This is a genomic window from Lentibacter sp. XHP0401, from assembly GCF_025751535.1.
Lineage (GTDB): Bacteria > Pseudomonadota > Alphaproteobacteria > Rhodobacterales > Rhodobacteraceae > Lentibacter.
The window spans coordinates 1-20016 of record NZ_JAOWLC010000020.1 but is presented as its reverse complement, the minus strand read 5'-3'; the positions used below and the strand labels follow the sequence as shown (position 1 = coordinate 20016).

The 20016-nt window shown below is 58.5% G+C and carries 21 protein-coding genes and 1 riboswitch; of the genes, 7 read left to right on the top strand and 14 right to left on the bottom strand.

Annotation, left to right across the window (positions count from 1 at the left end; translation table 11 throughout):
* Positions 1 to 514: 514 nt before the first annotated feature.
* Complete coding sequence (locus tag OE750_RS18010) at positions 515 to 679, bottom strand: ribbon-helix-helix protein, CopG family (RefSeq protein WP_263765694.1); 165 nt, start codon at positions 677 to 679, stop codon at positions 515 to 517.
* 115 nt (positions 680 to 794) lie between these two features.
* Between OE750_RS18010 and OE750_RS18005 the strand changes: the two genes are divergently transcribed.
* The 4 genes from OE750_RS18005 (at position 795) to OE750_RS17990 (ending at position 4705) form a co-directional block, all read left to right on the top strand.
* Positions 795 to 1304 (top strand): hypothetical protein, encoded by a 510-nt coding sequence (locus tag OE750_RS18005; protein ID WP_263765693.1) that lies wholly within the window; start codon positions 795 to 797, stop codon positions 1302 to 1304.
* A 123-nt stretch (positions 1305 to 1427) separates the two neighbouring features.
* Entirely contained in the window at positions 1428 to 2402 is a 975-nt protein-coding gene (locus OE750_RS18000; protein WP_263765692.1) for a GIY-YIG nuclease family protein, read from the top strand.
* A gap of 80 nt (positions 2403 to 2482) precedes the next feature.
* Complete coding sequence (locus OE750_RS17995; RefSeq protein ID WP_263765691.1) at positions 2483 to 2989, top strand: hypothetical protein; 507 nt, start codon at positions 2483 to 2485, stop codon at positions 2987 to 2989.
* A gap of 96 nt (positions 2990 to 3085) precedes the next feature.
* On the top strand, positions 3086 to 4705 hold the full coding sequence (locus tag OE750_RS17990) for an AAA family ATPase (protein WP_263765690.1): 1620 nt from the start codon (positions 3086 to 3088) through the stop codon (positions 4703 to 4705).
* A 743-nt stretch (positions 4706 to 5448) separates the two neighbouring features.
* Here the strand turns inward: OE750_RS17990 and OE750_RS17985 are convergent.
* A complete protein-coding gene (locus tag OE750_RS17985) occupies positions 5449 to 5808 on the bottom strand; it encodes a hypothetical protein (RefSeq protein WP_263765689.1) in 360 nt (119 codons plus the stop codon).
* An 85-nt stretch (positions 5809 to 5893) separates the two neighbouring features.
* Between OE750_RS17985 and OE750_RS17980 the strand changes: the two genes are divergently transcribed.
* Positions 5894 to 6250, top strand: coding sequence for a hypothetical protein (locus tag OE750_RS17980; RefSeq protein WP_263765688.1), 357 nt, complete (start codon positions 5894 to 5896; stop codon positions 6248 to 6250).
* A 371-nt stretch (positions 6251 to 6621) separates the two neighbouring features.
* Here OE750_RS17980 and OE750_RS17975 read toward each other — a convergent pair whose 3' ends face one another.
* On the bottom strand, positions 6622 to 6930 hold the full coding sequence (locus tag OE750_RS17975; RefSeq protein WP_263765687.1) for a hypothetical protein: 309 nt from the start codon (positions 6928 to 6930) through the stop codon (positions 6622 to 6624).
* Positions 6931 to 7159: 229 nt separating this feature from the next.
* Here OE750_RS17975 and OE750_RS17970 point away from each other — a divergent pair, with 229 nt between their 5' ends.
* Both OE750_RS17970 and OE750_RS17965 read left to right on the top strand, forming a co-directional pair.
* Positions 7160 to 7996 (top strand): MurR/RpiR family transcriptional regulator, encoded by an 837-nt coding sequence (locus OE750_RS17970; protein WP_263765686.1) that lies wholly within the window; start codon positions 7160 to 7162, stop codon positions 7994 to 7996.
* 1004 nt (positions 7997 to 9000) lie between these two features.
* Positions 9001 to 10860, top strand: coding sequence for an OmpA family protein (locus OE750_RS17965; protein ID WP_263765685.1), 1860 nt, complete (start codon positions 9001 to 9003; stop codon positions 10858 to 10860).
* A 744-nt stretch (positions 10861 to 11604) separates the two neighbouring features.
* Here OE750_RS17965 and OE750_RS17960 read toward each other — a convergent pair.
* From OE750_RS17960 to thiD, 11 genes are read right to left on the bottom strand one after another with little or no spacing between them, the layout of a single operon-like run.
* On the bottom strand, positions 11605 to 12342 hold the full coding sequence (locus OE750_RS17960; RefSeq protein WP_263765684.1) for an ABC transporter permease: 738 nt from the start codon (positions 12340 to 12342) through the stop codon (positions 11605 to 11607).
* Positions 12339 to 12992: a TenA family protein gene (locus OE750_RS17955; protein WP_263765683.1), complete on the bottom strand. Its 654-nt coding sequence runs from the start codon at positions 12990 to 12992 to the stop codon at positions 12339 to 12341. The genes OE750_RS17960 and OE750_RS17955 overlap by 4 nt, the downstream gene beginning before the upstream one ends.
* Entirely contained in the window at positions 12989 to 13690 is a 702-nt protein-coding gene (locus tag OE750_RS17950) for an ABC transporter ATP-binding protein (RefSeq protein ID WP_263765682.1), read from the bottom strand. The genes OE750_RS17955 and OE750_RS17950 overlap by 4 nt, the downstream gene beginning before the upstream one ends.
* Entirely contained in the window at positions 13687 to 14355 is a 669-nt protein-coding gene (gene tenA / locus OE750_RS17945; RefSeq protein WP_263765681.1) for a thiaminase II, read from the bottom strand. The genes OE750_RS17950 and tenA overlap by 4 nt, the downstream gene beginning before the upstream one ends.
* Entirely contained in the window at positions 14352 to 15287 is a 936-nt protein-coding gene (locus tag OE750_RS17940) for an ABC transporter substrate-binding protein (protein ID WP_263765680.1), read from the bottom strand. The genes tenA and OE750_RS17940 overlap by 4 nt, the downstream gene beginning before the upstream one ends.
* A 10-nt stretch (positions 15288 to 15297) precedes the next feature.
* Positions 15298 to 16242, bottom strand: coding sequence for a HesA/MoeB/ThiF family protein (locus OE750_RS17935; protein WP_263765679.1), 945 nt, complete (start codon positions 16240 to 16242; stop codon positions 15298 to 15300).
* On the bottom strand, positions 16239 to 16835 hold the full coding sequence (locus OE750_RS17930; RefSeq protein WP_263765678.1) for a thiamine phosphate synthase: 597 nt from the start codon (positions 16833 to 16835) through the stop codon (positions 16239 to 16241). The genes OE750_RS17935 and OE750_RS17930 overlap by 4 nt, the downstream gene beginning before the upstream one ends.
* Positions 16832 to 17602, bottom strand: coding sequence for a thiazole synthase (locus OE750_RS17925; RefSeq protein WP_263765677.1), 771 nt, complete (start codon positions 17600 to 17602; stop codon positions 16832 to 16834). The genes OE750_RS17930 and OE750_RS17925 overlap by 4 nt, the downstream gene beginning before the upstream one ends.
* A gap of 1 nt (position 17603) precedes the next feature.
* Positions 17604 to 17801, bottom strand: coding sequence for a sulfur carrier protein ThiS (gene thiS, locus OE750_RS17920; protein WP_263765676.1), 198 nt, complete (start codon positions 17799 to 17801; stop codon positions 17604 to 17606).
* Entirely contained in the window at positions 17779 to 18759 is a 981-nt protein-coding gene (locus tag OE750_RS17915; protein ID WP_263765675.1) for an FAD-dependent oxidoreductase, read from the bottom strand. The genes thiS and OE750_RS17915 overlap by 23 nt, the downstream gene beginning before the upstream one ends.
* Positions 18756 to 19535, bottom strand: a complete 780-nt coding sequence (gene thiD, locus OE750_RS17910) for a bifunctional hydroxymethylpyrimidine kinase/phosphomethylpyrimidine kinase (RefSeq protein ID WP_263765674.1) — start codon at positions 19533 to 19535, stop codon at positions 18756 to 18758. Before thiD ends, OE750_RS17915 begins: the two co-directional genes overlap by 4 nt.
* Before the next feature lie 57 nt (positions 19536 to 19592).
* Positions 19593 to 19695, bottom strand: a riboswitch (TPP riboswitch).
* Positions 19696 to 20016: the final 321 nt, after the last annotated feature.

The window sequence follows — 20016 nt, the reverse complement described above, 5'->3', positions numbered from 1 at the left end:
GTTGTGCGTTTGTCTTCCGTTCGCGCGCCATGGCGTGCCGTCTCCGTTCGCCGCAAGCCAATAAAAGCAGGGGCGTTCATAAGTTGTGTCGATGTAAGGTCGCTGGGACCGGGCTGGGCACAGGTTACCAAAGATGGCCCCCCAAAAGCGCCTCCTAAATCAGCCCGAGCGTTCGAATTATGTGGATAACTCCGGCAAAATCCGGAGAACTCTTCGTTCGTGAAGGCACTGCTCTCGTCATGTTTGTGAAGGTTCATAGCTTCAGCCTCGCGTTTAGGGTGTTCTTGAATGTGGGTGGCTGGTCTGCCGAGCAACAATCTGATCCGTAGTTAGGCAAGTGGGCTTTAAATTGGCACGAAATTTGTTGCTCCAAGGGAGAACCCCTGCGCCGCGATTGATGCAGGGGCAGTTCCTGCCGGCCGATGAGTAGGGGCGTTTCGTGAGATTTGCGGACCACGCATTTAAAAGATGGCCAATACGGAGAGATGATCGACAAAATAGACCTATGCCATTCTCAACCTTTAAGGCTTTTCTCCACCAGACGCCGGATCATCTCTGGCCGGGTTGGCAAGTCTTCTTCTTCGCGTCTGAGCTTGTCGATAGCGGCAATCATTTCGACCGGCATCCGGACCATGACGGCGGCTGTATCGACAGGGGGTCTCCCTTTTTGTGATTTCATGATACTTTCCCCTTGCTTTCTATATTTCATAGTATCATAATATAGTGAGCCGGAACGAGGGGTGCAACCCTCATCCCGGCTCTGAGCCACAATCAATCTCTGAGGGAGATCAATCATGACCTACCACGCACGTAACACGCCGCTTGTCTCGAATAAAGACGCTCATAGCTACATCCCGTACCCCATCTCAAAACAGTTTTCTCTGCTGCTTGGCGCACTGGCCATCGCGATCGAGGCCGAGCGCGACATCGAGAATGTCGACGTGTTCAATCCTGCCTTTGACGGTTGGCTCGAAGAATCCGAACGTGCTTGGGATAGGGTGACCGATATTCAGCTTGTGCTGAAGAAGATGCCAATCAGGCGTGTTGAGGATCAGCCACTGAAGATGCTCGGTTTTATGATGCATCTTGCGATGAGTTCAGAAACCAGGACTGAGTTGCAGGCCGTGCAGAGCTTTGCACAGCGGGAACCCCACCGGTTGCAGTGCCCGGGTCGGGACGCACTGGCGCATCGGATCACGTCGATGCTTGCGCAAGGGCAGTTTCTTCTTGGAGCTATCGGCGGGCTGGAGGTGTTTCAGCCTGTGATCGAAGGCGATCTGCTTAGCGACACCTTCGTCGCTTAACCCACCCACCAATCCAAACATACCCTAAGTGCATCGCCGCGTTCTAAGCGGCGGTTCCACCGACCCCTTGTCTGATCTCATCGGTCAGCCTGTCTCTTAACGTCGTTCAGAAGGAGATCCTTCATGTCTCAGAACAAACACCTCTATAAACCGCGTCGTTCACGCTACGTCCCTGAAGACGCCTGGATTGATTACCCGGGCTCGATTCTTGCCAGTTGGCACGAGCTGGCCGACCGCAATGGCTTTCGCGTGGATCGTCGCGTGCGGGATCATCTGCACCTCGTTTTGGAATGCAAGCTTTGCGGCGCCCACACGGCCCATAAGACTCACACTCTGCGCGCGGGCCAGCCCGCTTGTGGCGGCTGTCAGGCCAACGAGCGCGAGCGTAATGCCAAGAAAGCAGGTTTTACACTGCTCGATCGTGACGACGCCCATCGGCACTATTACTATTACCAGCTGCCGTGCGGCCATCAGACCCGGCTCCAGAGAAGTCGGGTTAAGCGGCTTTCCAAAGAAGGTCCGGCTCCGGGATATTCCGGTTATCACTGCAAAACCTGCCATGCGGAAAAACAGCGGAGTCAGGCTGCTAAATGGGGTTGGACGCTGGTTGGGCCGGACCCGGATGGCAGTGCCAACTATCGCCTGCTGGCGCACGATATGTGTGGTCACCACCAGCGTGTCGCAACGGGGAACCTGAAAACCGGACGGTTTAACTGTGGCGGCTGTGGCGAGAAATGGTCTGCAGCACCGAGCGCGCTCTACATGATGCGCTTTTGCGTGCCGGGGCTGGGGCGGTTTGTGAAACTGGGTTACAGCCGCAATCCGGACTCGCGCCTGCGCTATCAACTGGGCTTGCGCGACGATGTCGAAACAGAACTGATCGACGAGCTTCCGATGCCAAGCGGGCAAGTCGCCTTAGCGGTTGAGACAGGCCTTCACCTACAATTGCGCACGGCGCATCCGGATGCGGTTCTGGCACCGGAGGTGCTGGCTGATTGGATCAACGTGACGTCCGAGGTCTATGCCGAACACCTCGAACCCGTCATCCGGCGTATGTTTGATGAGTTGGAAACGACTGACCGGCGCAAGAGGGAATAGTCCCGCCTATTTTGCCCATGACATCAGCCTGCGCCACCGGCGCAGGCACACCGCCTTTTGTGCCTTTGAGAGGACCTACCATGCCCCATGAACTTGACTGGACCGCCTTGGCTGCAACAGCCGTGACGCGCCTGCGCGCGCAATACACTATTCCGCAAGATATGACTGACCCATGTGATGCGTATAACAAAAACAGCCTGTCGCCAGATTGGTGTGTGGAGTCTCCGTCACGCGCGAAAGGTAAGCGGTTTACCGGAAATTCGGCGTCTGCAATCCATGCTCTGGCCGCATCACCTGATGCCATGCAGATTCCGCTGGAAGAGCAGCTGGCGGTAGAGGAAGCTGGCGGTGACCCATTTGCCACTGACGGGCAGGGGAGTTCCCGCCCGGCGGTCGTCATTCCGCCTGCCAGACTGTTACTGACGCTGCGACTCTGCGCAACACTTAGGACGCCTGAGCGCTTGGCGGCGATGCTGGAGCCGGGCGCGGTCACCCTGCTTGAACTCGGAAGTGCGGACCCCCTCGAGGTGCGCGACCTCATGGAGGAAGCTCTGTTTGCGGAAAGTGTGTCCGTGGCGCGGCACTGACCGATCCCTGATCTGGATGACACACAACAGTATATCTGCGCCGCTCTTTTACACACATCAACGGAGCCGCGGGAAAATTCCAAGGTGCTCGAGCATGTGATCCGGGCGTTGGAGCAGCCCCACCCGGTGTTGATCCTCGCGGGGTCGATTGCCGATCTGCCGGAAACAATCACCCGTATCCTGCCGCGTGGCGAGCATCTTGCCCCTCTGTCGCGTGATATCTTGATGGCGTTGCTGCGCTTCAGTCATAGTGCCACCGGCAAACTTGATGGAGCCCTTAGGAACCAATTGCCCGGAGATCATGATCTTGCCCGGCTCGACTGGCCTACTCTTGCTGTCGCGCTACGCGCCGCGACGCCGCGTGGTGTGGCAAAGCAGCTCTGCGCCCTGATGCAACCAGCTTCCAATCATGGCCCGACCCTTGATGACATCGAAGGATACGGCGAGGCGGAAGACGTGGCCTGTCAAATGGTCTCTGATTTGCAGAGCTGGTCCGACGGGCACATTGCCTGGTCAGATGTGCAGCGTTCAGTGTTGTTCTACGGGGGGCCGGGGACAGGTAAGTCACATCTGGCCAGTGCGATGAGCAACAGCGCTGGCGTGGCGCTGGTGCGGGGCAGTTTTGCAGCATGGCAGGCGCAGGGGCATCTGGGGCATATGCTAAAAGCAATGCGCGCCAGCTTTGACGAAGCGGCGCAGGCGCGGCCGGCTATTCTGGTGATCGACGAAATTGACGCGGTTGGTGATCGGGCTGATCCGGACCCGCATAATGCGAGCTATCGGCATCAGGTCGTTAATGGTTTTCTTGAAGAGCTCGATAACCTCAAACATCTTGAAGGCGTTCTTGTCGTGGGCACGTGCAACTATCCCAAAAAGATTGACGCCGCAGTGCTGCGCCCGGGGCGGTTTGACATCAAGGTCGAGGTGCCGCTGCCCGGCGCAAAGGCATTGGCGCGCATGCTGCGTGACGGCTTTTCCGGAGAGATGTCGGATGCTGAATTGGCCCGCCTGACACGCGCCGCCGCCGGCCAGAGCGCGGCAGGGGTAGAAGGGGCGTTGCGCAATGCCCGGTCCGCCGCGAGAGCCAAGGACCGGGAGGTGTCAGTGGCGGATGTGTTGCGGGCGCTCGAGCCGGATCCAATCGATGACAGTCCGGCACGGGACCACCGCACCGCGCTGCATGAATGCGGCCATGCCATTGTTGGCACATTCCTCGGAGTTGGGGAGGTCCGGCGCGTGACGATGACCGCAACCGGAGGCGAGACCTGGATTCGCCTCGCGGTCGGCGAAGGTTTGCTGCGCGACTATGACGATGAGCTTGCCTATATGCTGGCCGGACGGGCGGCCGAGCGTTTGATCCTCGGCGAGGTTGCGGGAGGCTCTGGCGGCGCGCCGCAGTCCGACCTTGCCCAAGCCACCCGACTTGCGGTCCAGATCGACACGCAACTCGGGCTGGGAGCCGAAGGCTTGGCCTGGCTTGATACATCGACGTCGGCTTATCTCCGGAACCCGGATAATGCGGGACGGGTTCGGGCACGGCTCGAGGCCGCGGAAATCCGGGCCATGCATATCCTCGATACTAAACGCGGATTGCTCGTCGAGATGGCAACAGCGTTTCAGGAATGTCGCATCCTCGAAGGTGAGGCTCTCGAGCAATGGTTGAAGCGGATCGAGGCACTGCGAGATCCGGGGCCATGTCTACCAGAGGTTTCTTAACGTCCTCGGGGTCGGGCAAATTTCCCGGACCATTGAGAGGAGAAGGGTCCGGAGGCATTACGTGTCCCGGACTTCGAGCTATGCCTCGACTTAGAGCCGGAAGGCGCGAAATCCGGGGCCGGAGAGACCCTCCGGTAAATGATTGCCGGTCCCGGACATTTGAACACATCGACTTCCGGGATACATTTCCCGTGCGCTCATCTTGTCCTCGTCCTCGACTTATCTCCGTAAGCCTTCGCCGAAGGCCTACGGAGCGGAAGGCGGTGGGCGGTGGGCGGCGTGCCTTGGTCCGGAAAGCTATCCGGACGGCGTTTTGTTCCGGGTTTCTTTGCCTGATGCGAACAGCCTTCCCGGACAATTGGAGGTCTTTTTGGGGCAAAGGCGGTGTCCGGGTCATGCCACTCGATCTTTTTTGACGGGTGAGCAGTTCAATGCCTCTAGGAGCTGGACACGCCCCCGGCAGCTTTGAACAAGGGGATTACTGCTAGTGAGATTGTCTTTTGAAATTCAGAAACCTCCAAAAGAGGGGTCATCTTCCGGATCAGAGGTTGTCGGGAAATCCGGGTCGACCTGCATAAAGGCATCAGCCTGCGAACTATGCCGGATGATCCATGCCTGTTGATGATCACTGCAAATCAGCCCGCCATCGTCAAAACGAACGGCCGCAGCGATCGACCCGCGCCTTGAGCGGAACAATCGAGCGAGCTGCCCACCCTTGGCGCGTGCGGCTCGGCAGAACCGTGTCAGCCATCCGCGGTCGGCTCCGGGCCCATAAGCTGCATGAACTCCTGATGCAGTTCCATCGTCATCCTTTTCATTGCCTTCAATTCGCGCAGGGTTTCGATCTGGGTCTGCTCGATTGAGGCGAGGCGCGCTGTCGAGGTTTCGCGGTCCTGCTGGCTGTGCCGGAGCTGCTCTTCTACGGTCGTCATCAAGGACAGTATGCGCCGGAACATTTCCTGCTCCTCTTCGCCGTGCGGCGAGGTCAGCAGGTCGAGGAGCGGGTGCAAGCTCTCGACCAGCCCCATTACCTGCTTGAGCTGTTTCATCAGGACTTCCGTATCCGAGGAGAGCTGGAGGGGTTTCAGTGTCGGGGTGTTCATATTGTTTTTCCTTTGTTGCGTGGACAAGGCCACTGATGAGCTTGCGAAACTGTAAGAGTGGACGCAGGGCGCGTAGCACCGCAGCATGGTTAAGACGCTTATCGATTGCGGACGGATGCCAGGCCTCGCCGAGTGCGCCAAGCCAGATCACTTCCGGACCATGCGCACGATAGAGAGACCCGGTTTCCGGAGCAGGGCGGGGGACAATCTCAAGGGTGAATGGGCTTTCGATGCGTTCCAAACCGTCACAGAGACTGGTGAAATCGACAGGCTGGTTCTCGATAAAGACACGCTGAAGATCCGTATGAAGTCGCTTCTTCGCGACGGTGTTGATCCGTCTTTTGGGCGTTTCAGGCACCAGAACCGGCAGGGCTTTAGGGTCGAAATGGTTGGGGCGAGGAAAGCACAGCAGGGTTCGCAAAATACCATCATTGCGTTTTGAAACGGCATTGCTAATTGCGGGCTTCAAGGGCAGGCCGCAAAGCAGGCGGAGCTGGACGACAACATGGTAGTGATCGCAAGCAGCATCGGTGTGGCGGACAATAATCCATGGAACCGCGTCCGGTGGGATGCCCCGCAACTTTAGCTCGGTCGAGAGAATTCGCCGCGCCATATCATCATCTGCTCTAAGACCCGCAGGCAGAGAGAGTGTCAGATGTAGATAGCCCGCTGTAGATGACAGGCGCTCAAAAAACTTGCGAGCCTGCGTCAATGTCCGCGCCTGAAACGTACAGATAATGATCTTCATACCGGCACGGCGGATGTATTTCAGGGGTTCAACCGGCCTATCATAGCGTGTCACATGAGCCCACGTCATGCAGCACCACCATCACTGCAGAGGTCCAACAGCTTTTCCCTGATACTCTTTGCGAGAGCCTGCCGGTCTGTTTTCGAAAGGCTGCCAAACGGTTGGGGATCGGCCTCCAGCCGATCGAGCCGCCAGAATAGCTCCAGGATTTTCCGTGAGAGGGTCATTTGCTCATTCACAAGATTGGCGCGAACGCAAGCGAGCACATAGCCGGACATCGTTGGAAACCCAAGATGTTCACCCATTGAGCTGATCTTCTGTTTTTCAGATGCGCTGACCGTGATCTTCAGGTTGGTCGTCTTGGTTGGTGGCATGAGAGTTTCTCCGAGGGTCTTGTATTGCGTATCTACATATTAGGTCATCTAGGTGAAAAAAGCACGCCCATCGAATTTAATTTATGTGGATAACTTATTGGTATTGAATAATTTTTACACAAACTCGAGTGAAGATATTGACTGACGCAAAGGGTAGTTGATTTTGCAACTTTAGTTGCAAAATCAACCGAAAGGGCCTATGTTGCTGTAGTTGTAATGGAGGTGGGTCATGCCACGCACGAATGAGGCAATCGACACTTTGACAGCCCGGCTAAACGGATTTGACGGTCAACTGACGGCACGAGAAGAGCAGATTGCGTCCGTGTTGTGCGCCAACCTGTCCGCTGTGGCGCGGGACTCGATCACCACAATTGCCGCGCGAGCAGGGGTCGAGAAATCGGCCATCTCCCGCTTTAGCAAAAAACTGGGGTATGCAAGATACACCGATTTGCGGGATGCGGCGTGGCAAGCAGCATTGGAGTCCGCGGATCAGAGTGACGGACATTCCGGACAGACGGCGTTTGAGGCGGCCTTCAAGGCTGCCCAACAGACATCTGCCGATGCGTTCGCACAGGTCAACCATGAAGGTCAGAATGCCATGATGAAACGGGCTGCAACTTTAGTTGCAAGCGCGGATCGTTTGGCAATTTGCGGAGTGGGCCACGGTAGGCTTCTAGCAAGACCTTTTTCCTTGGGGCTGGCCGGCAAGGGTAAAACTCTAACGGTTCAGGATTCCAACCTGAAGGGTGTTCATGCCATCTCCGCAAAAGGGATAGCCACATGGCACAAGCCCGGCGACCTTCTTGTACTGTTATATATACCGACGCGGGCCAGCGCTGGCAAAAACCGGGTTCCGGATCCTGTTGAGATTCCCGATCATGTTGGTCCAGTGCTTTATTTGACCACTAGAAATTTCGCGCCGGAGGTGCGGGCGCAGGATGTCGTTTTGCAGATTTTATGTTCGGATAAACCTGCTACGATAGCTACCACGATTGTCACATCCAGCGTGGCTTTCGCGCAGGTTTGTTTAACGGGGTCCGGGGAGACGAGAGGCTGTGCTGAATAGGGCCTGTTTGGTTGATCTGTAAGGACCGACTGACCTCCTGCTTGGGGGTGGCCTTATCTTAGAACCTAGAGCATGGGCCGGAATTATGGTTATCGGGCAGCTTTCTTGTCGGTCGTATTTGATGACTTTTCAAAGAATCCAAAGGAAACGGTAACCGCGTCCCAGCTTTTCAGCCGATCAAATTTCAAGCTAAACCGTGCGGCCGCTCTTACCGAGTGGCGCGGCCTTTGCGCAGCCTAAGAAATTGAGGTTGCTGGAAAACTCAGGCTGGTGTGCATTTGTCTGACCGCACCCTGTTTCGGGTTCTCTTCCGTCAAGGCGCCACTGCGAAATTTACTGTTTCCAATGCATCCTAAGGCTGTAGGGTACTCGTCCAAATCTCGTCACATTTTCTCGGCATTTGGCTGACAATTCTAATCAAAGTCAGGGGGAAAAGTGTCTAAGAACGCTTTAAGAAAACGTGGTGTGGAAAGCACCGAGCAAAATGATAGACCAAAGCGCGAAAGCTTTCCTGCACTCATAGATCAGGTGGAGATTGATCCAGTGGCCGCGACACATCCGTTTTCAAAACTCAGGGTTTGGCTTCTCGGCCTAATCCAATAGTTGCCAGGGTCGCAGCTTGCGCGCTATCGACCGGCACAAAGGGTCGTTGAATGAGAGCTTACTCAACTTGTGTCGCGTTGCGCAGTCCCAAGCGAGTTGGTTTGAGGGAGCAGCACGATAGGCTGGTCGTCCGCGGTTTTTGCGTACTTCGCGGCTGATCGTCGAAGGCCTAGTCAAGCAGGATCACGGGTCTCTTCGTCGTCGCGTCGTGCATCTCATGTAAAATAGTATAGCGACTCTGAAAACGATCTGGTTGTTGGAGAAGCAGATCAAGACTTCGCCGCAGGGAAAGCAGGTAGTGATCCTGTTGATATTGGATAGCGGAACTATATTACCTCACTGTGAGTTTCATTTCCAAGTGCGATACGAATCGTATGGCGTAACACGTTAGGAATTACTCGATGAGAAACCTACTTCGCTCGACCACATCACTTACTCTTTGCATGGCGCTTGTCGTGCCGGGTTCGGTCCCGACCATCGCAAATGCGCAGGTTGCAGACGCCCCTCTTTGCGGCCCGTTAGGCGAACAGGAGGCGTTTCCGTGCGCTGTCGGGGACGGCACGTTGATGCAGACCGAAGATGAGTTGCAGGCCCACTCCGGGACGCAAGAGGGTAGCGAAGAGCAAGCTGTGGAAGAAAAGGCTGTGGAAGCTCCTCAGGAGCCGGAAATTGCTCCGGAGGCGGATGCAAACGCCGAGACCGAGGCACAAGCTGGGGAGATTCAAACAGAGGCTGATCAGGCTGCGATAGATCAGGCAGCTAGTGACGCCGAAGCAGCGGTAGCAGATCAAGCCACCGCAGACGCTGCAAAACAAGCTGAGAAACAGGCTGCATCTGAGGCGGAAGCGGCGTCCGAGACCGCTGATCAGGCTGAACAACAGGCGGCGTCCGAGGCCGATCAAGCTGGTGAGCAGGCAGAGCAGGAAGCAGCCAACGCCGAAGGGGACGCGCCTAAGCAGGCGGGAGAATCGGAAGAACTCGAAAAAGCGCTGGAGCAGGAACAGACTGATGCCACCACGAAAGATGCGGAGCACGATGCAACCGTCGATGCTGAATCCGTGCCTGCGGATAACGACACACCAACTGACGAGGCGCAAACCGAAGCGCCTACGGAAACGGCCACACCGCCAGCTACCGCTGAAGAAAGCGAGGAACCCGTCGACGATGAAGCCGTCGCTGCACGCAAGGCTGAACGTCAGGCGGCCCGCCGTGCCGAGCGGCAGGCAGAGCGAGAAGCTGCACGCAAGGCGCTGGAGCAAGAGACCGCGGATGACGTAACAACCGAGGAAGTCACGACCGAAGACACCCGCCGCTCCGATCAGGACTTTGAAACAACAGCGACAGGAACCGCCGAAGACAACAAGGATGACGGCCTGAGCAATCTTGAGAAGGCGTTGCTGCTTGGCCTTGGCGCTGCAGTCGTGGGTACAATCCTCAAGAACGGTGACAAGGTTGTCAGCAATTCTGGCGACCGCGTGATTGTACAAGACGAAGCGGGCGGTTTGCGTGTCCTCAAAGACGACGAAGCGCTGTTACGGCGTCCCGGTGACGCGGTCAGGACCGAGCGCTTCAGCGACGGCTCGACCCGCCAGACCGTGGAAAAGCCGGAGGGTAGCCGGATTGTGACAATTCAAGGCAATGATGGTACCGTCCTGCGCCGCACACGTTTCGACGCAAGGGGCTTTGAGACGATATTGTTTGATGACCTTGCCGACGAACGCGAAGTTGTGGTAAAAAATCTCCCCCAAGTTACAGAGCGCTCCTTTGCCGCCCAGAACCGTAGTGAAGAGGAACTGCGCGCGGCCCTTATTGCCCAGCAGCGCGCCGACCAAGGGCGCAGTTTCTCGCTGCGGCAGATACGTGAAATCAGCGAAGTCCGCACACTTGCGCCGCCGATCGAGCTAGACGCCGCACGTTTCGCCACCGGTTCTGCAGCCATAGCACCTGAGCAGGCGCGGCGTCTTGCGCGGGTCGGTAACACTCTGCGCAAGTTGATTGCAGAGAATCCACGTATGGTGTTCTTGATTGAGGGGCACACCGACGCGGTGGGTGGTGCGACCTACAACCTTGCTCTGTCCGACCGACGTGCTGAAACAGTGGCTTTAGCCCTAACAGAGTATTTCGACGTGCCGCCAGAAAACATGATCACGCAGGGTTATGGCGAAAGTGCGCTGAAAATACAGACCCCCACGGCGGAGCAAGCCAATCGCAGAGCCGTTGTACGAAACATTACAAATCTTCTGCGTCAGGCCGCCAACTAAGGCGCCAAAAGCTGGCCGCAGAGAACGCTCTGGCATCCTCCATCCGGCAATGATGGTGCGCTTGGCCTCTCTCTTTTTTTAAACACCTAAATGAAAGGGCTGCTCCCTTTCGAAATCCGCCGCCCCAGGGGATACCCCCGGACCCCTTCTAGGGGTCATTTATGGGGCACCCCCATTGCATGATACCTGCGACCGGCAGCTTGCCGGACCCGAGAGGATTGCCTTGAATTAGTATTACGGTTCTTCTTATTTGGCGGGTAGCGCTTGTTACCTCTGTGGTGTTCTTAATTCCGGGGGGGGGCGTCAGGCGCTGGCACTGCTTCTGCGGTCTGATGCGCTTGTCTCAAGACGATAGCCTTATCCCTTCGAGTTTTTGAATAATCGTCTAGCTTTGTTGGCCGGGCGGGGCTGTGATTGCGTTATAAATTCAAAGCGCCCGATAGGGGGCATGGAAAGGCACCTTACGAAGTTCTCAGAGACAAGCTACAATAACAACGCAAGTGTCCCGCGGGTCTGTCTAGGTTACAGGCTCGCATCTGCAGCATTTTTGGTACCACCACGCAATTAGTGTCGCCAAACTGACCATTCGCGATGAGCCCACATCCTCGATCTTTACTTTCGACGTAGTTAGGTTGGACAAGCGATCCGCGGGTCGAGTTGCTTTTGGTGCGTCCCTCTTCGCGGATGCCGAGAACATGAGCTGGCTTTACAACGAGAGCGGTTCTTAATCTGTGCCAGCCAAGTCTACTCTGGCCGATCTAAAGTCTTTTCGCAGAGCTTATTCACCGTCGCGTGCAGCAGGATCGTCAGGATCGCAAGCACGATCAGGGCGGCGAACATCAGGTCCGTCTTGGCGCGGCCATTTGCCAGAAGCATCAGATACCCCAATCCCTTTGAGGCCCCCACCCATTCGCCAATGATCGCGCCGATGGGAGCGTAAACCGCCGCTAGCCGTAGGCCTGAGGCAAAGCCCGGTAAGGCCGCAGGCACCCGGATATGCCACATGATCCGCGCGGGGCTTGCGCCCATAACCTTTGCCAACCCGATCCAGTCGCGGTTGGTCCGCATAAGCGCGTCGAAAAAGGAGGACGTCACTGGGAAATAGATGATGATCAGGGCCATTGTGATCTTGGACCAAAGCCCAAAGCCCAGCCAAAGGGTCAAAATCGGGGCCAATGCAAAGACCGGAACAGATTGGCTAAACACCAAGATGGGCCGCACCAGCGCGCGGGCCGTAGGGGAGGCCACCATTCCAATGGCAGAGACAAACCCGAGTGCGGCGCCCAGCACGAGGCCGATCAGCACTTCGGCCATTGTGATCACGGCATGTTCCGCCAACAGTGCGCGACTTTCCCAGATGGTCTGCGCAACCAAGGCGGGCGGCGGCAAAATGAAGCGGGCGACGCCCGTGGTCCAGATCACGGTTTGCCACAGTACCAACATCAAACATGTCGCCGCGATCCCGGCTCGCCAACCGGTCACTTTGCGACCGTAAAGCCAGCCAAGGAGGCGTCAAAGAAGGTGCGCTCCAGACGGACCGCCTGTGTGAAGGTCGCGGTGACATCTGCGCGGGCGTCGTCGTCCAAGCTTTCCCACGCTTGATCCAACTGACCGCGCAAATAGGCAACGACCTGCGCAAATCCGTCGCCGGAATGCAGGGTAATCCATTCTCCCAGCCAAAAAGGTAGCCCATCCGCGCGGTCTTCAAACGGGGAGGCCCAGTCAAGATAAATCCATTCGGCGACCACCAGAACCGACAACATGATCTCATAGCGCCCCGAGCGACGCGCTTGGTCCATAAGCTGCTGAAAGGCGATGGTCTCAGGGGCGGGCAGCGCGGTCTGCGGCACCTCAAGCGCTTCCATTGACCGCAGGAAATAGGTGTTTTCCGGCCCGCAAATCAGCCCCAGAAACTGCGCGCCGGGCACGGCATCCGCCAAGCTGGGCGCATGGGCCACAGCCGAGGCCAGCAGACGCACAAACCCTTCGATAAACTGGTAATCTTGTTGCAGGTAGCCCGCCATCTTGTTGCGGCTCAGGGACCCGTCGGCCAAGGCATTGGTGAAGGCGTGATGCGTAGCGGCGTACCAATCCTCGGCGACCAGCGATTGCAAGTAGTGGGTGGCGCTCATGTCGGTCTCCGAAGGCGGTCAAACAGGTTGGCCTGCGCGCGCAGTACATCCGCTGCATGTATGTCGCGCGGGATGGGGGAGGTTGGCGCGGCGATCTCCACAAGCCCGGTCGGCGTCATAATCAGGATTGTCTCGCCCAATCGCGCGGCCTCGTTGTGGTCATGGGTGACCAGAAGCACCGTGCGCAGATGCAGCAGCTCTGCGGTAAGCTCCTGCATCTGCGCACGGGTCAGCGCGTCCAGCGCGGAGAACGGCTCGTCCAGCAACACAACCGCGCAGTCCTCCATCAAGGTGCGGGCCAAGGCGACGCGTTGCCGTTGCCCACCCGACAGCGCGGAGGGCTGCTTATCCGCGTGATCAGCCAAGCCAACCTGTGCCAGCCTGTCGCGCGCAAAGTCATGGTCGGGGCGTGCGCCGCGCAACCGCGCGCCAAGCAGGACATTGTCCAACACGCTGAGCCACGGCATCAGCAAATCCTGCTGCGCCATCATCGCAACGCGGCCGGGGTCGCTCAGGTCTCCGTCAAAACGGACCCCCTCCGCCAGCCCCGCAAACAGGCGCAGCACCGTGGATTTGCCAACGCCGCTTGCCCCCAAAAGGCAGGTCCAACTCTGCGGTTTCAGGGTCAGGTCAAGATCCGAAAAGATTGGCACTCCGTCGATTGCCGCCGATCCTGAAATCCGCAGAGGCTGGTTCACGGATCAAGCCCCATGTCCCAAAACCCGACCTCCAATTGCGTGGCCATTGCAAACCGCGCCTGAAGGCTGGCCCAACGTGGACTTGCATGTGCGCTATCACCGAGACGCCGCACAACCGCCCCGTCAATCAGCATGCCAACATCTTGGCAAAGCTGTTGGTATTCGGCGCTGGCATAGGTGCCGATCCATTCGCCGTAAGTGTCTGACGTCTTGGCGCTGGCCAGATGCGCGCCAATTTCGCCGTAACCCATGACGCAAGGAGCCAAGGCCGCCAGCAGGTCAAGCAGGTCGCCCGAGTGGCCTGCGTCCAGCACATAGCGGGTATAGGCCAGATTTTCCTGCCGTTCTTGCGTGGCAAACAGCGTTGCCTCGTCGATGCCGGCCGCGGCGCAGGTGCTAATGTGCAGCGCGATTTCTTCGTTGATCAACCCGTTGACGGTGCCCGCCGCCAAGCGCATCTCCTCGACCGTGTCTGCCTTGGTGATTGCCAATGCCCAAGCGCGGGAAAAGTGGATCAGAAAGACGTAATCCTGCTTTAGGTAATGCAGGAAAGCGGCGTGTGCCAGCGTGCCGTCGCCCAAGCCTTGCACAAAGGCATGGTGGGTATAGGCAGGCCACGCGGGGGTGTTATCCCGCCAAGCTTGAAACGTGTGGCCGTAGGTCATTCTGCCCCCAGATCGATGGCGATTTGCGACACAGGACGCGTCCCGTCGACTAGACCGCTTTCGGCCAGAAACGCTTCAAACCGCGTGTAGCGGCCTTCGTCCAGTGCTTCGGGGCGCAAGGCAAAGCGCGGCAACGTGTCGACCCATGCCTTTGCGTTCAGCGCGTCGTCCAACTCCGGCGCGTAGCCTTTGAACAGCTCCCAAGACGCTTCGGGGTTGTTCACGATAAACTGGGTCGCCTGTTCGGTGGCGCGCAGGAAACGACGGATCTGGTCGACATCCATGCGGTCGGGGTTGGCCACATAGATCAGTTCGTCATAGGTTGGCACACCTTCTTCCTCGACATAGAAACAGCGGCCCTCAACGCCCTCAATCTCCATCTGGTTCAGTTCGAAATTGCGGTAGGCCCCGATGACTGCGTCAACCTGCCCCGACATCAAGGACGGGCTGAGTGAGAAGTTCACATTGACCATCTCCACGTCATCCAATGTCAGGCCGTGGCGGCCCAGCATGGCGGTCAGAACGGCCTCTTCGACACCGGCAACAGAGAAGCCAATCGTGCCGCCCTTCAGCTGGCTGATCTCCTGAATGGGGCCGTCCTTCAGGACCAAAAGGCAGTTTAGCGGGGTGGCCACCAACGTACCCACGCGCACGAGCGGCAAACCTTCGGCCACGTGCAAATGCTGGCTGGGCTGATAGCTGACCGCAATATCGCCTTGGCTCGCCGCGACCAGTTTCGGCGGTGCGGAGGGGTCGGCGGGGGGGATGATCTCGACCTCAAGGTCTTGATCGGCGAAATAGCCCAGCTCTTCGGCTACGATGATCGGCCCGTGATCGGGGTTGAGGAACCAGTCCAGCAGCACGGTCATCTTGTCTTGTGCCAAGGCTGGCGTTGCGACCAGTAGGGTCGCAGCGGTGATGAGGTATTTCATATGGGTCTCCTTACCCTCCGAGCGCAAGAAGTTTGATCTCGCCCTGCCAATGTTGTGAAAGCCGCTCCGCCGCCTGCCAGGCGCGAAGGCCCGACCGACAGGCTAGAACGGCGCGTTGAGTGTCGTGAGGCGTGGGTCCATCCGGTCCAAAATCGGAAACGACATGGCGTGCAGCCTGAGGCAGGTCCGGGCCCGGCTCACCCTGCGTGCGCAGATCGATCAGAAAATCGGTTGCTGTGATGTCATGCTGGGCGATGAACGCGGGGTCGGCAGCCGCGTCAAAACGGAACCCGCCGAACCGCATCGTGGCGGCGTCGTAGGTCACAAGCTGACCCAAGCCGCACATGTCACCCGTCAGGACCGCCATCGCCATTTGCGCTTGTAGGCTGCCGATCACGCCGACGCTCGGCCCCAGCACGCCGTCCGTGTCGCAAGATCCAAGTTGGTCGGGCAGGTCCGGAAACACTGCCCGCAGCCCCGGTTTGCCGCCACCAAATCCGCCGACATAGCCCTCACGGCCCACAACGCTGGCGCTGATCAACGGCTGGCCCGTGCCAAGGCAATGATCGGACGCGATATAACTGATCGCAAAGCTGTCCGCACAATCAAGGACCAGCGTCATGCCCCGACACAGCGCCGTAAAATTGGCGGGGTCGACGCGCTCAGGCACCGGCTCAACGGTGGTGTCAGGGTTCAATGCGGCCATCGCGGTGGCAATCGCTTCAACTTTGGGCATACCAATATCAGCCGCGCGAAACAGCGTCTGGCGGTGCAGGTTGGACAGGCTGACCACATCTGCGTCCGCAATTCGGATATGCCCCACGCCCGCGCCCACAAGGTATTGCATCACAGGGGCGGCCAACCCGCCGCCGCCAATAACAAGCACCGAGGTGTCGGTAAGGCGCGCCTGCAGGCCATCCCCCAAGACAGCCGTTTGGCGGGCGTAACGGCTCATCTGCAGACCTCAAGCCACGCTTTGACGCGGCTCTCAGGGTCGTCATGCAGCGTAATATCTGTCACCGCGGAGACCACATCCGCGCCGGCCTCAAAAGCCCCCCCGGCGCGCTCCGTGCTCATCCCGCCAATGGCGACCAACGGGATATGCCCCAAAAGGTCTTTCCACACGCTCAGTTTCTCTATGCCCTGCTGATGCCATTTCATCTTTTTCAGGATCGTCGGGTAGATCGGGCCAAGCGCGATATAGTCAGGCTGCAACGCCAGCGCGCGGGCCAGTTCGGCCTTGTCATGAGTTGATACCCCAAGCTTGAGGCCCGCGGCCCGGATCGCCGCCACATCGGCCTCGTCAAGGTCCTCTTGGCCCAGATGCACCCAGTCGCAACCCAGCTCGATGGCCAGCTGCCAATGGTCATTGACCACCATCACCGCACCATGGGCCGCGCATAGATCATGGGCTTGGGTCAACTGAGCACGCAGTTCGTCTCGGGGTTTGTCCTTGAGGCGCATTTGCACCATCTTCATTCCCAAAGGCAGCATCCGCTGCAGCCATGCCACATCGTCGAAAATCGGGTAAAAGCGCGGCAGCGTCATAGCATGGCCTTTCCAAAGACGGGCGTTGACGGGGCTGCCATATCGCGCGCGTCCATCGGGTCTGCGCTTGCGGCCAACGCGCCAGCTTGGACTGCAAGGCCAAAGGCCTGCGCCATCGCCGCAGGGTCACCTGCTTTTGCGACGGCGGTGTTCAGCAAGACGGCTTCATAGCCCAGCTCCATCGCGTGGGCCGCTTGGGACGGCAGGCCCAGCCCCGCGTCGACAACCAACGGAATGTCGGGAAAATGCGCCCGCAAGCTGCGCAGCCCGTAGATGTTGTTCAGGCCAAGCCCCGTGCCGATGGGCGCGCCCCACGGCATCAACACCTTGCAACCGACCTCCACCAGCCGCTCGCACAGCACCAGATCCTCGGTGCAATAGGGGAACACCTCGAACCCGTCCTCGGCCAATTGTGCTGCCGCGTCGACCAGGCCGAACGGGTCAGGTTGCAGCGTGTCTGCGTGGCCAATGACCTCCAGCTTAATCCAGTTGGTGTCGAACAATTCCCGCGCCATCTGTGCCGTGGTGACCGCCTCGCGCACGGAATAGCAGCCCGCCGTGTTGGGCAGCACCGCAACGCCCAGATCTCGGATAAGCGCCCAGAAATCCTGCCCCGCCTGATCGCCGCTCGCCTCACGGCGCACAGACACCGTCGCGATCCCCGCCCCGGAGCGGCGAAACGCGTCCGCCAGAATTGCAGGCGACGGATATTGCGCTGTGCCCAGCATCAGTCGCGATGTCACTTCGGTGCCGTAGAACGTAGGCATGCTATCCTCCTTGTCGGGGGGCGACGATTTCGACGCGGTCCCCCTCCTGCAAGCTGTGATCCACGCGCTGCTGCTTGGGCACAAAGGCCTCGTTGACGGACGTGGCCACTTTGGCATCGCCCTTTCCAAGCTCCTCCAGCAGCGCCGCCAGCGTGGGCGTGCCGGTCTCTTGTGCCTCACCGTTCACGATAATCTTCATACCAAACCTCCGGTATCTTGCCGTCCAGCACCAGATCCGCCGTCATCTGCGCCAATGCAGGTGCAAGCAGGAACCCGTGCCGAAACAGGCCATTTGCGTAAATCACTTCCCCAATCCGCCGAATACGTGGTTGGTTGTCGGGAAAGGCGGGCCGGGCATCGACGCCGATCTCCAGCAACTCCGCCTCGCCAAATGCAGGGTGCAGGGCATAGGCCGCATTCATCAACTCCATGACAGACCGCAGGGTGGCGCGGCTGCGCTCGCGGGTTTCGATCTGAGTGGCCCCCAGCATGAACTCCCCGTCGCCGCGCGGCACAATATAAAGCGGGAACCGCGGATGAAGCAGCCGGACAGGGCGCGAAAGCGTCATGTCCGGGCAGCGCACCACAAGCATCTCGCCTTTCACCCCGCGCAAATCGGTCAGGCTGTCGCGCGCCGCAAGTCCGCGGCAGTCAATCACCTGACCTGTGATCTCATCGCCAAAACGCACGCCCCTTTGCGCAAGCTTCGCATGCAAAGCCGTCAGGGTCGCACGCGGGTCAAGGTGCCCCTCATCTGCCAAAAACAGCGCCTTGGAATAGCGCTCCGCCAGATGCGGTTCCTGCTCGGCGATCTGCCCTTTTGACAGGGTTGCCGCGCTCGGCGCGCGCCGCGCAAACGTCGCCAAATTGCTTTGATCGCGATAGAGTGCGACCACAAGCGTCCCCTCATGATGGACCGCCGCCCCTTGGCTTTCCCACCACCCGACGGCCTTGCGGCCTTGGCGCACGATCTCAGGCTCAGCGCTGGCCCCTTCGCAATCAGGTGCCAGCATGCCGCCAGCCCACCAAGAACACGCATGATCGCCAGGCGCGCCTTTTGGGTCGATGACCGTGACCTGAACGCCGCGTGATGAGAGTTCCGCAGCCATAGCAAGACCACACACGCCGCCACCAATGATGGTGAAAGGGCCGCTCATGTCCAAAGCGCGTGAAAGTGATGAACTGGCCCATGGCCACGTCCGATGTGCAATTCATCGGCACGTAAAATCGCTTGGTGCAGCCATGTGTGCGCACGCGACGCCGCATCGCTCAAAGCCATACCCTGCGCCAAGCCCGCGGCGATTGCTGAGGAATAGGAACATCCTGTGCCATGGGTGTTGTGGGTATTCAAACGGGGGGCCGAATAGTCCTGTGTAGCCGTTTGCGAGACTAGATGATCGGTGCAGATCTCTCCATCCGCATGTCCGCCCTTCATCAAGACAGCCCCGACGCCAAGGTCCAGAAGGGCGTTTGCTTGCGTCTGCGCGCTGTCCTCGCCAACCAGTTTCTCCGCTTCAGGCAAGTTGGGTGTCAGCAGGGTCGCGCGGCTGAACAGCAAAGACTTCAACGTGTCAATCGCGCTATCTGCCAGTAACGTATCGCCTGATTTGCTGACCATCACGGGATCCAGCACGATCGGCCCATCATAGCCCGCCAACGCATCCGCCACCACCGCGATCAGCGAAGGCGTTCCGAGCATCCCGATCTTGATTGCGTCAATCTGGATGTCATCCAGAACGGCTTTGATCTGTGCAGCAACGACGTCATCGGGCACAGGATGAATGGCCGTCACTGCCTGAGTGTTCTGTGCAGTAACTGCCGTCACAACGGAGGCCCCAAAGACGCCCATCGCCGAAAACGCCTTGAGATCGGCCTGAATCCCAGCCCCGCCACCGGAGTCAGACCCGGCAATTGTTAACGCCTTAGCCACCATGCTGTAGCCCCTAGATTCAGGGGTCAGGACGACAAAGAGCGCAGGCCACAACGGATGCAAGGTCCGCAAGCTGTTCCCTCCGCCGGTCCTAACCGGTTCAGGTTCAATGGGTTCGCAGCGCGTGCATCTCAGCCCGGAAAGGGCACCCCAACAGTTGTGCCCCGATCGTTAGCTTGATCGGGCATATGCGTCAAATGGATAAATGATCTCAGGCGACCTATTCTGACTGTTTCCGAAATTGAGCTTTGAAAGAGGCGGTGAGCCGCGACTTTGGGCTCTCCCCCAAGCGAAGCGAAACAGCTTTCTATCGCTGGTATGGATGACCGCTTTTTGCATGCCTTAACAACGCAAGTCTTTTTGCCTCTGCAGCGATTTTGGTGCTGCGAGTGCTTGCAGCATGAAAATGTCTGACGTCAGCGCTTATGGGTCCAAATAGCGTTATTTGATAAGAGAGTGTTGTTGGCTCATCATAACCACTGAG

Excerpts from the sequence above, each read along its gene's own strand:
- OE750_RS17970 (WP_263765686.1), top strand. The coding sequence starts at position 7,160 with ATGCCACGCACGAATGAGGCAATCGACACTTTGACAGCCCGGCTAAAC.
- OE750_RS17955 (WP_263765683.1), bottom strand. The coding sequence starts at position 12,992 with ATGAGCGCCACCCACTACTTGCAATCGCTGGTCGCCGAGGATTGGTAC.
- OE750_RS17940 (WP_263765680.1), bottom strand. The coding sequence starts at position 15,287 with ATGAAATACCTCATCACCGCTGCGACCCTACTGGTCGCAACGCCAGCC.
- OE750_RS17980 (WP_263765688.1), top strand. The coding sequence starts at position 5,894 with ATGGTTAAGACGCTTATCGATTGCGGACGGATGCCAGGCCTCGCCGAG.
- OE750_RS17965 (WP_263765685.1), top strand. The coding sequence starts at position 9,001 with ATGAGAAACCTACTTCGCTCGACCACATCACTTACTCTTTGCATGGCG.
- OE750_RS17995 (WP_263765691.1), top strand. The coding sequence starts at position 2,483 with ATGCCCCATGAACTTGACTGGACCGCCTTGGCTGCAACAGCCGTGACG.
- OE750_RS17925 (WP_263765677.1), bottom strand. The coding sequence starts at position 17,602 with ATGCCTACGTTCTACGGCACCGAAGTGACATCGCGACTGATGCTGGGC.
- OE750_RS18000 (WP_263765692.1), top strand. The coding sequence starts at position 1,428 with ATGTCTCAGAACAAACACCTCTATAAACCGCGTCGTTCACGCTACGTC.
- tenA (WP_263765681.1), bottom strand. The coding sequence starts at position 14,355 with ATGACCTACGGCCACACGTTTCAAGCTTGGCGGGATAACACCCCCGCG.
- thiD (WP_263765674.1), bottom strand. The coding sequence starts at position 19,535 with ATGGTGGCTAAGGCGTTAACAATTGCCGGGTCTGACTCCGGTGGCGGG.
- OE750_RS17915 (WP_263765675.1), bottom strand. The coding sequence starts at position 18,759 with ATGAGCGGCCCTTTCACCATCATTGGTGGCGGCGTGTGTGGTCTTGCT.
- OE750_RS17975 (WP_263765687.1), bottom strand. The coding sequence starts at position 6,930 with ATGCCACCAACCAAGACGACCAACCTGAAGATCACGGTCAGCGCATCT.
- OE750_RS18010 (WP_263765694.1), bottom strand. The coding sequence starts at position 679 with ATGAAATCACAAAAAGGGAGACCCCCTGTCGATACAGCCGCCGTCATG.
- OE750_RS17935 (WP_263765679.1), bottom strand. The coding sequence starts at position 16,242 with ATGAGCCGTTACGCCCGCCAAACGGCTGTCTTGGGGGATGGCCTGCAG.
- OE750_RS17985 (WP_263765689.1), bottom strand. The coding sequence starts at position 5,808 with ATGAACACCCCGACACTGAAACCCCTCCAGCTCTCCTCGGATACGGAA.
- OE750_RS18005 (WP_263765693.1), top strand. The coding sequence starts at position 795 with ATGACCTACCACGCACGTAACACGCCGCTTGTCTCGAATAAAGACGCT.
- OE750_RS17930 (WP_263765678.1), bottom strand. The coding sequence starts at position 16,835 with ATGACGCTGCCGCGCTTTTACCCGATTTTCGACGATGTGGCATGGCTG.
- thiS (WP_263765676.1), bottom strand. The coding sequence starts at position 17,801 with ATGAAGATTATCGTGAACGGTGAGGCACAAGAGACCGGCACGCCCACG.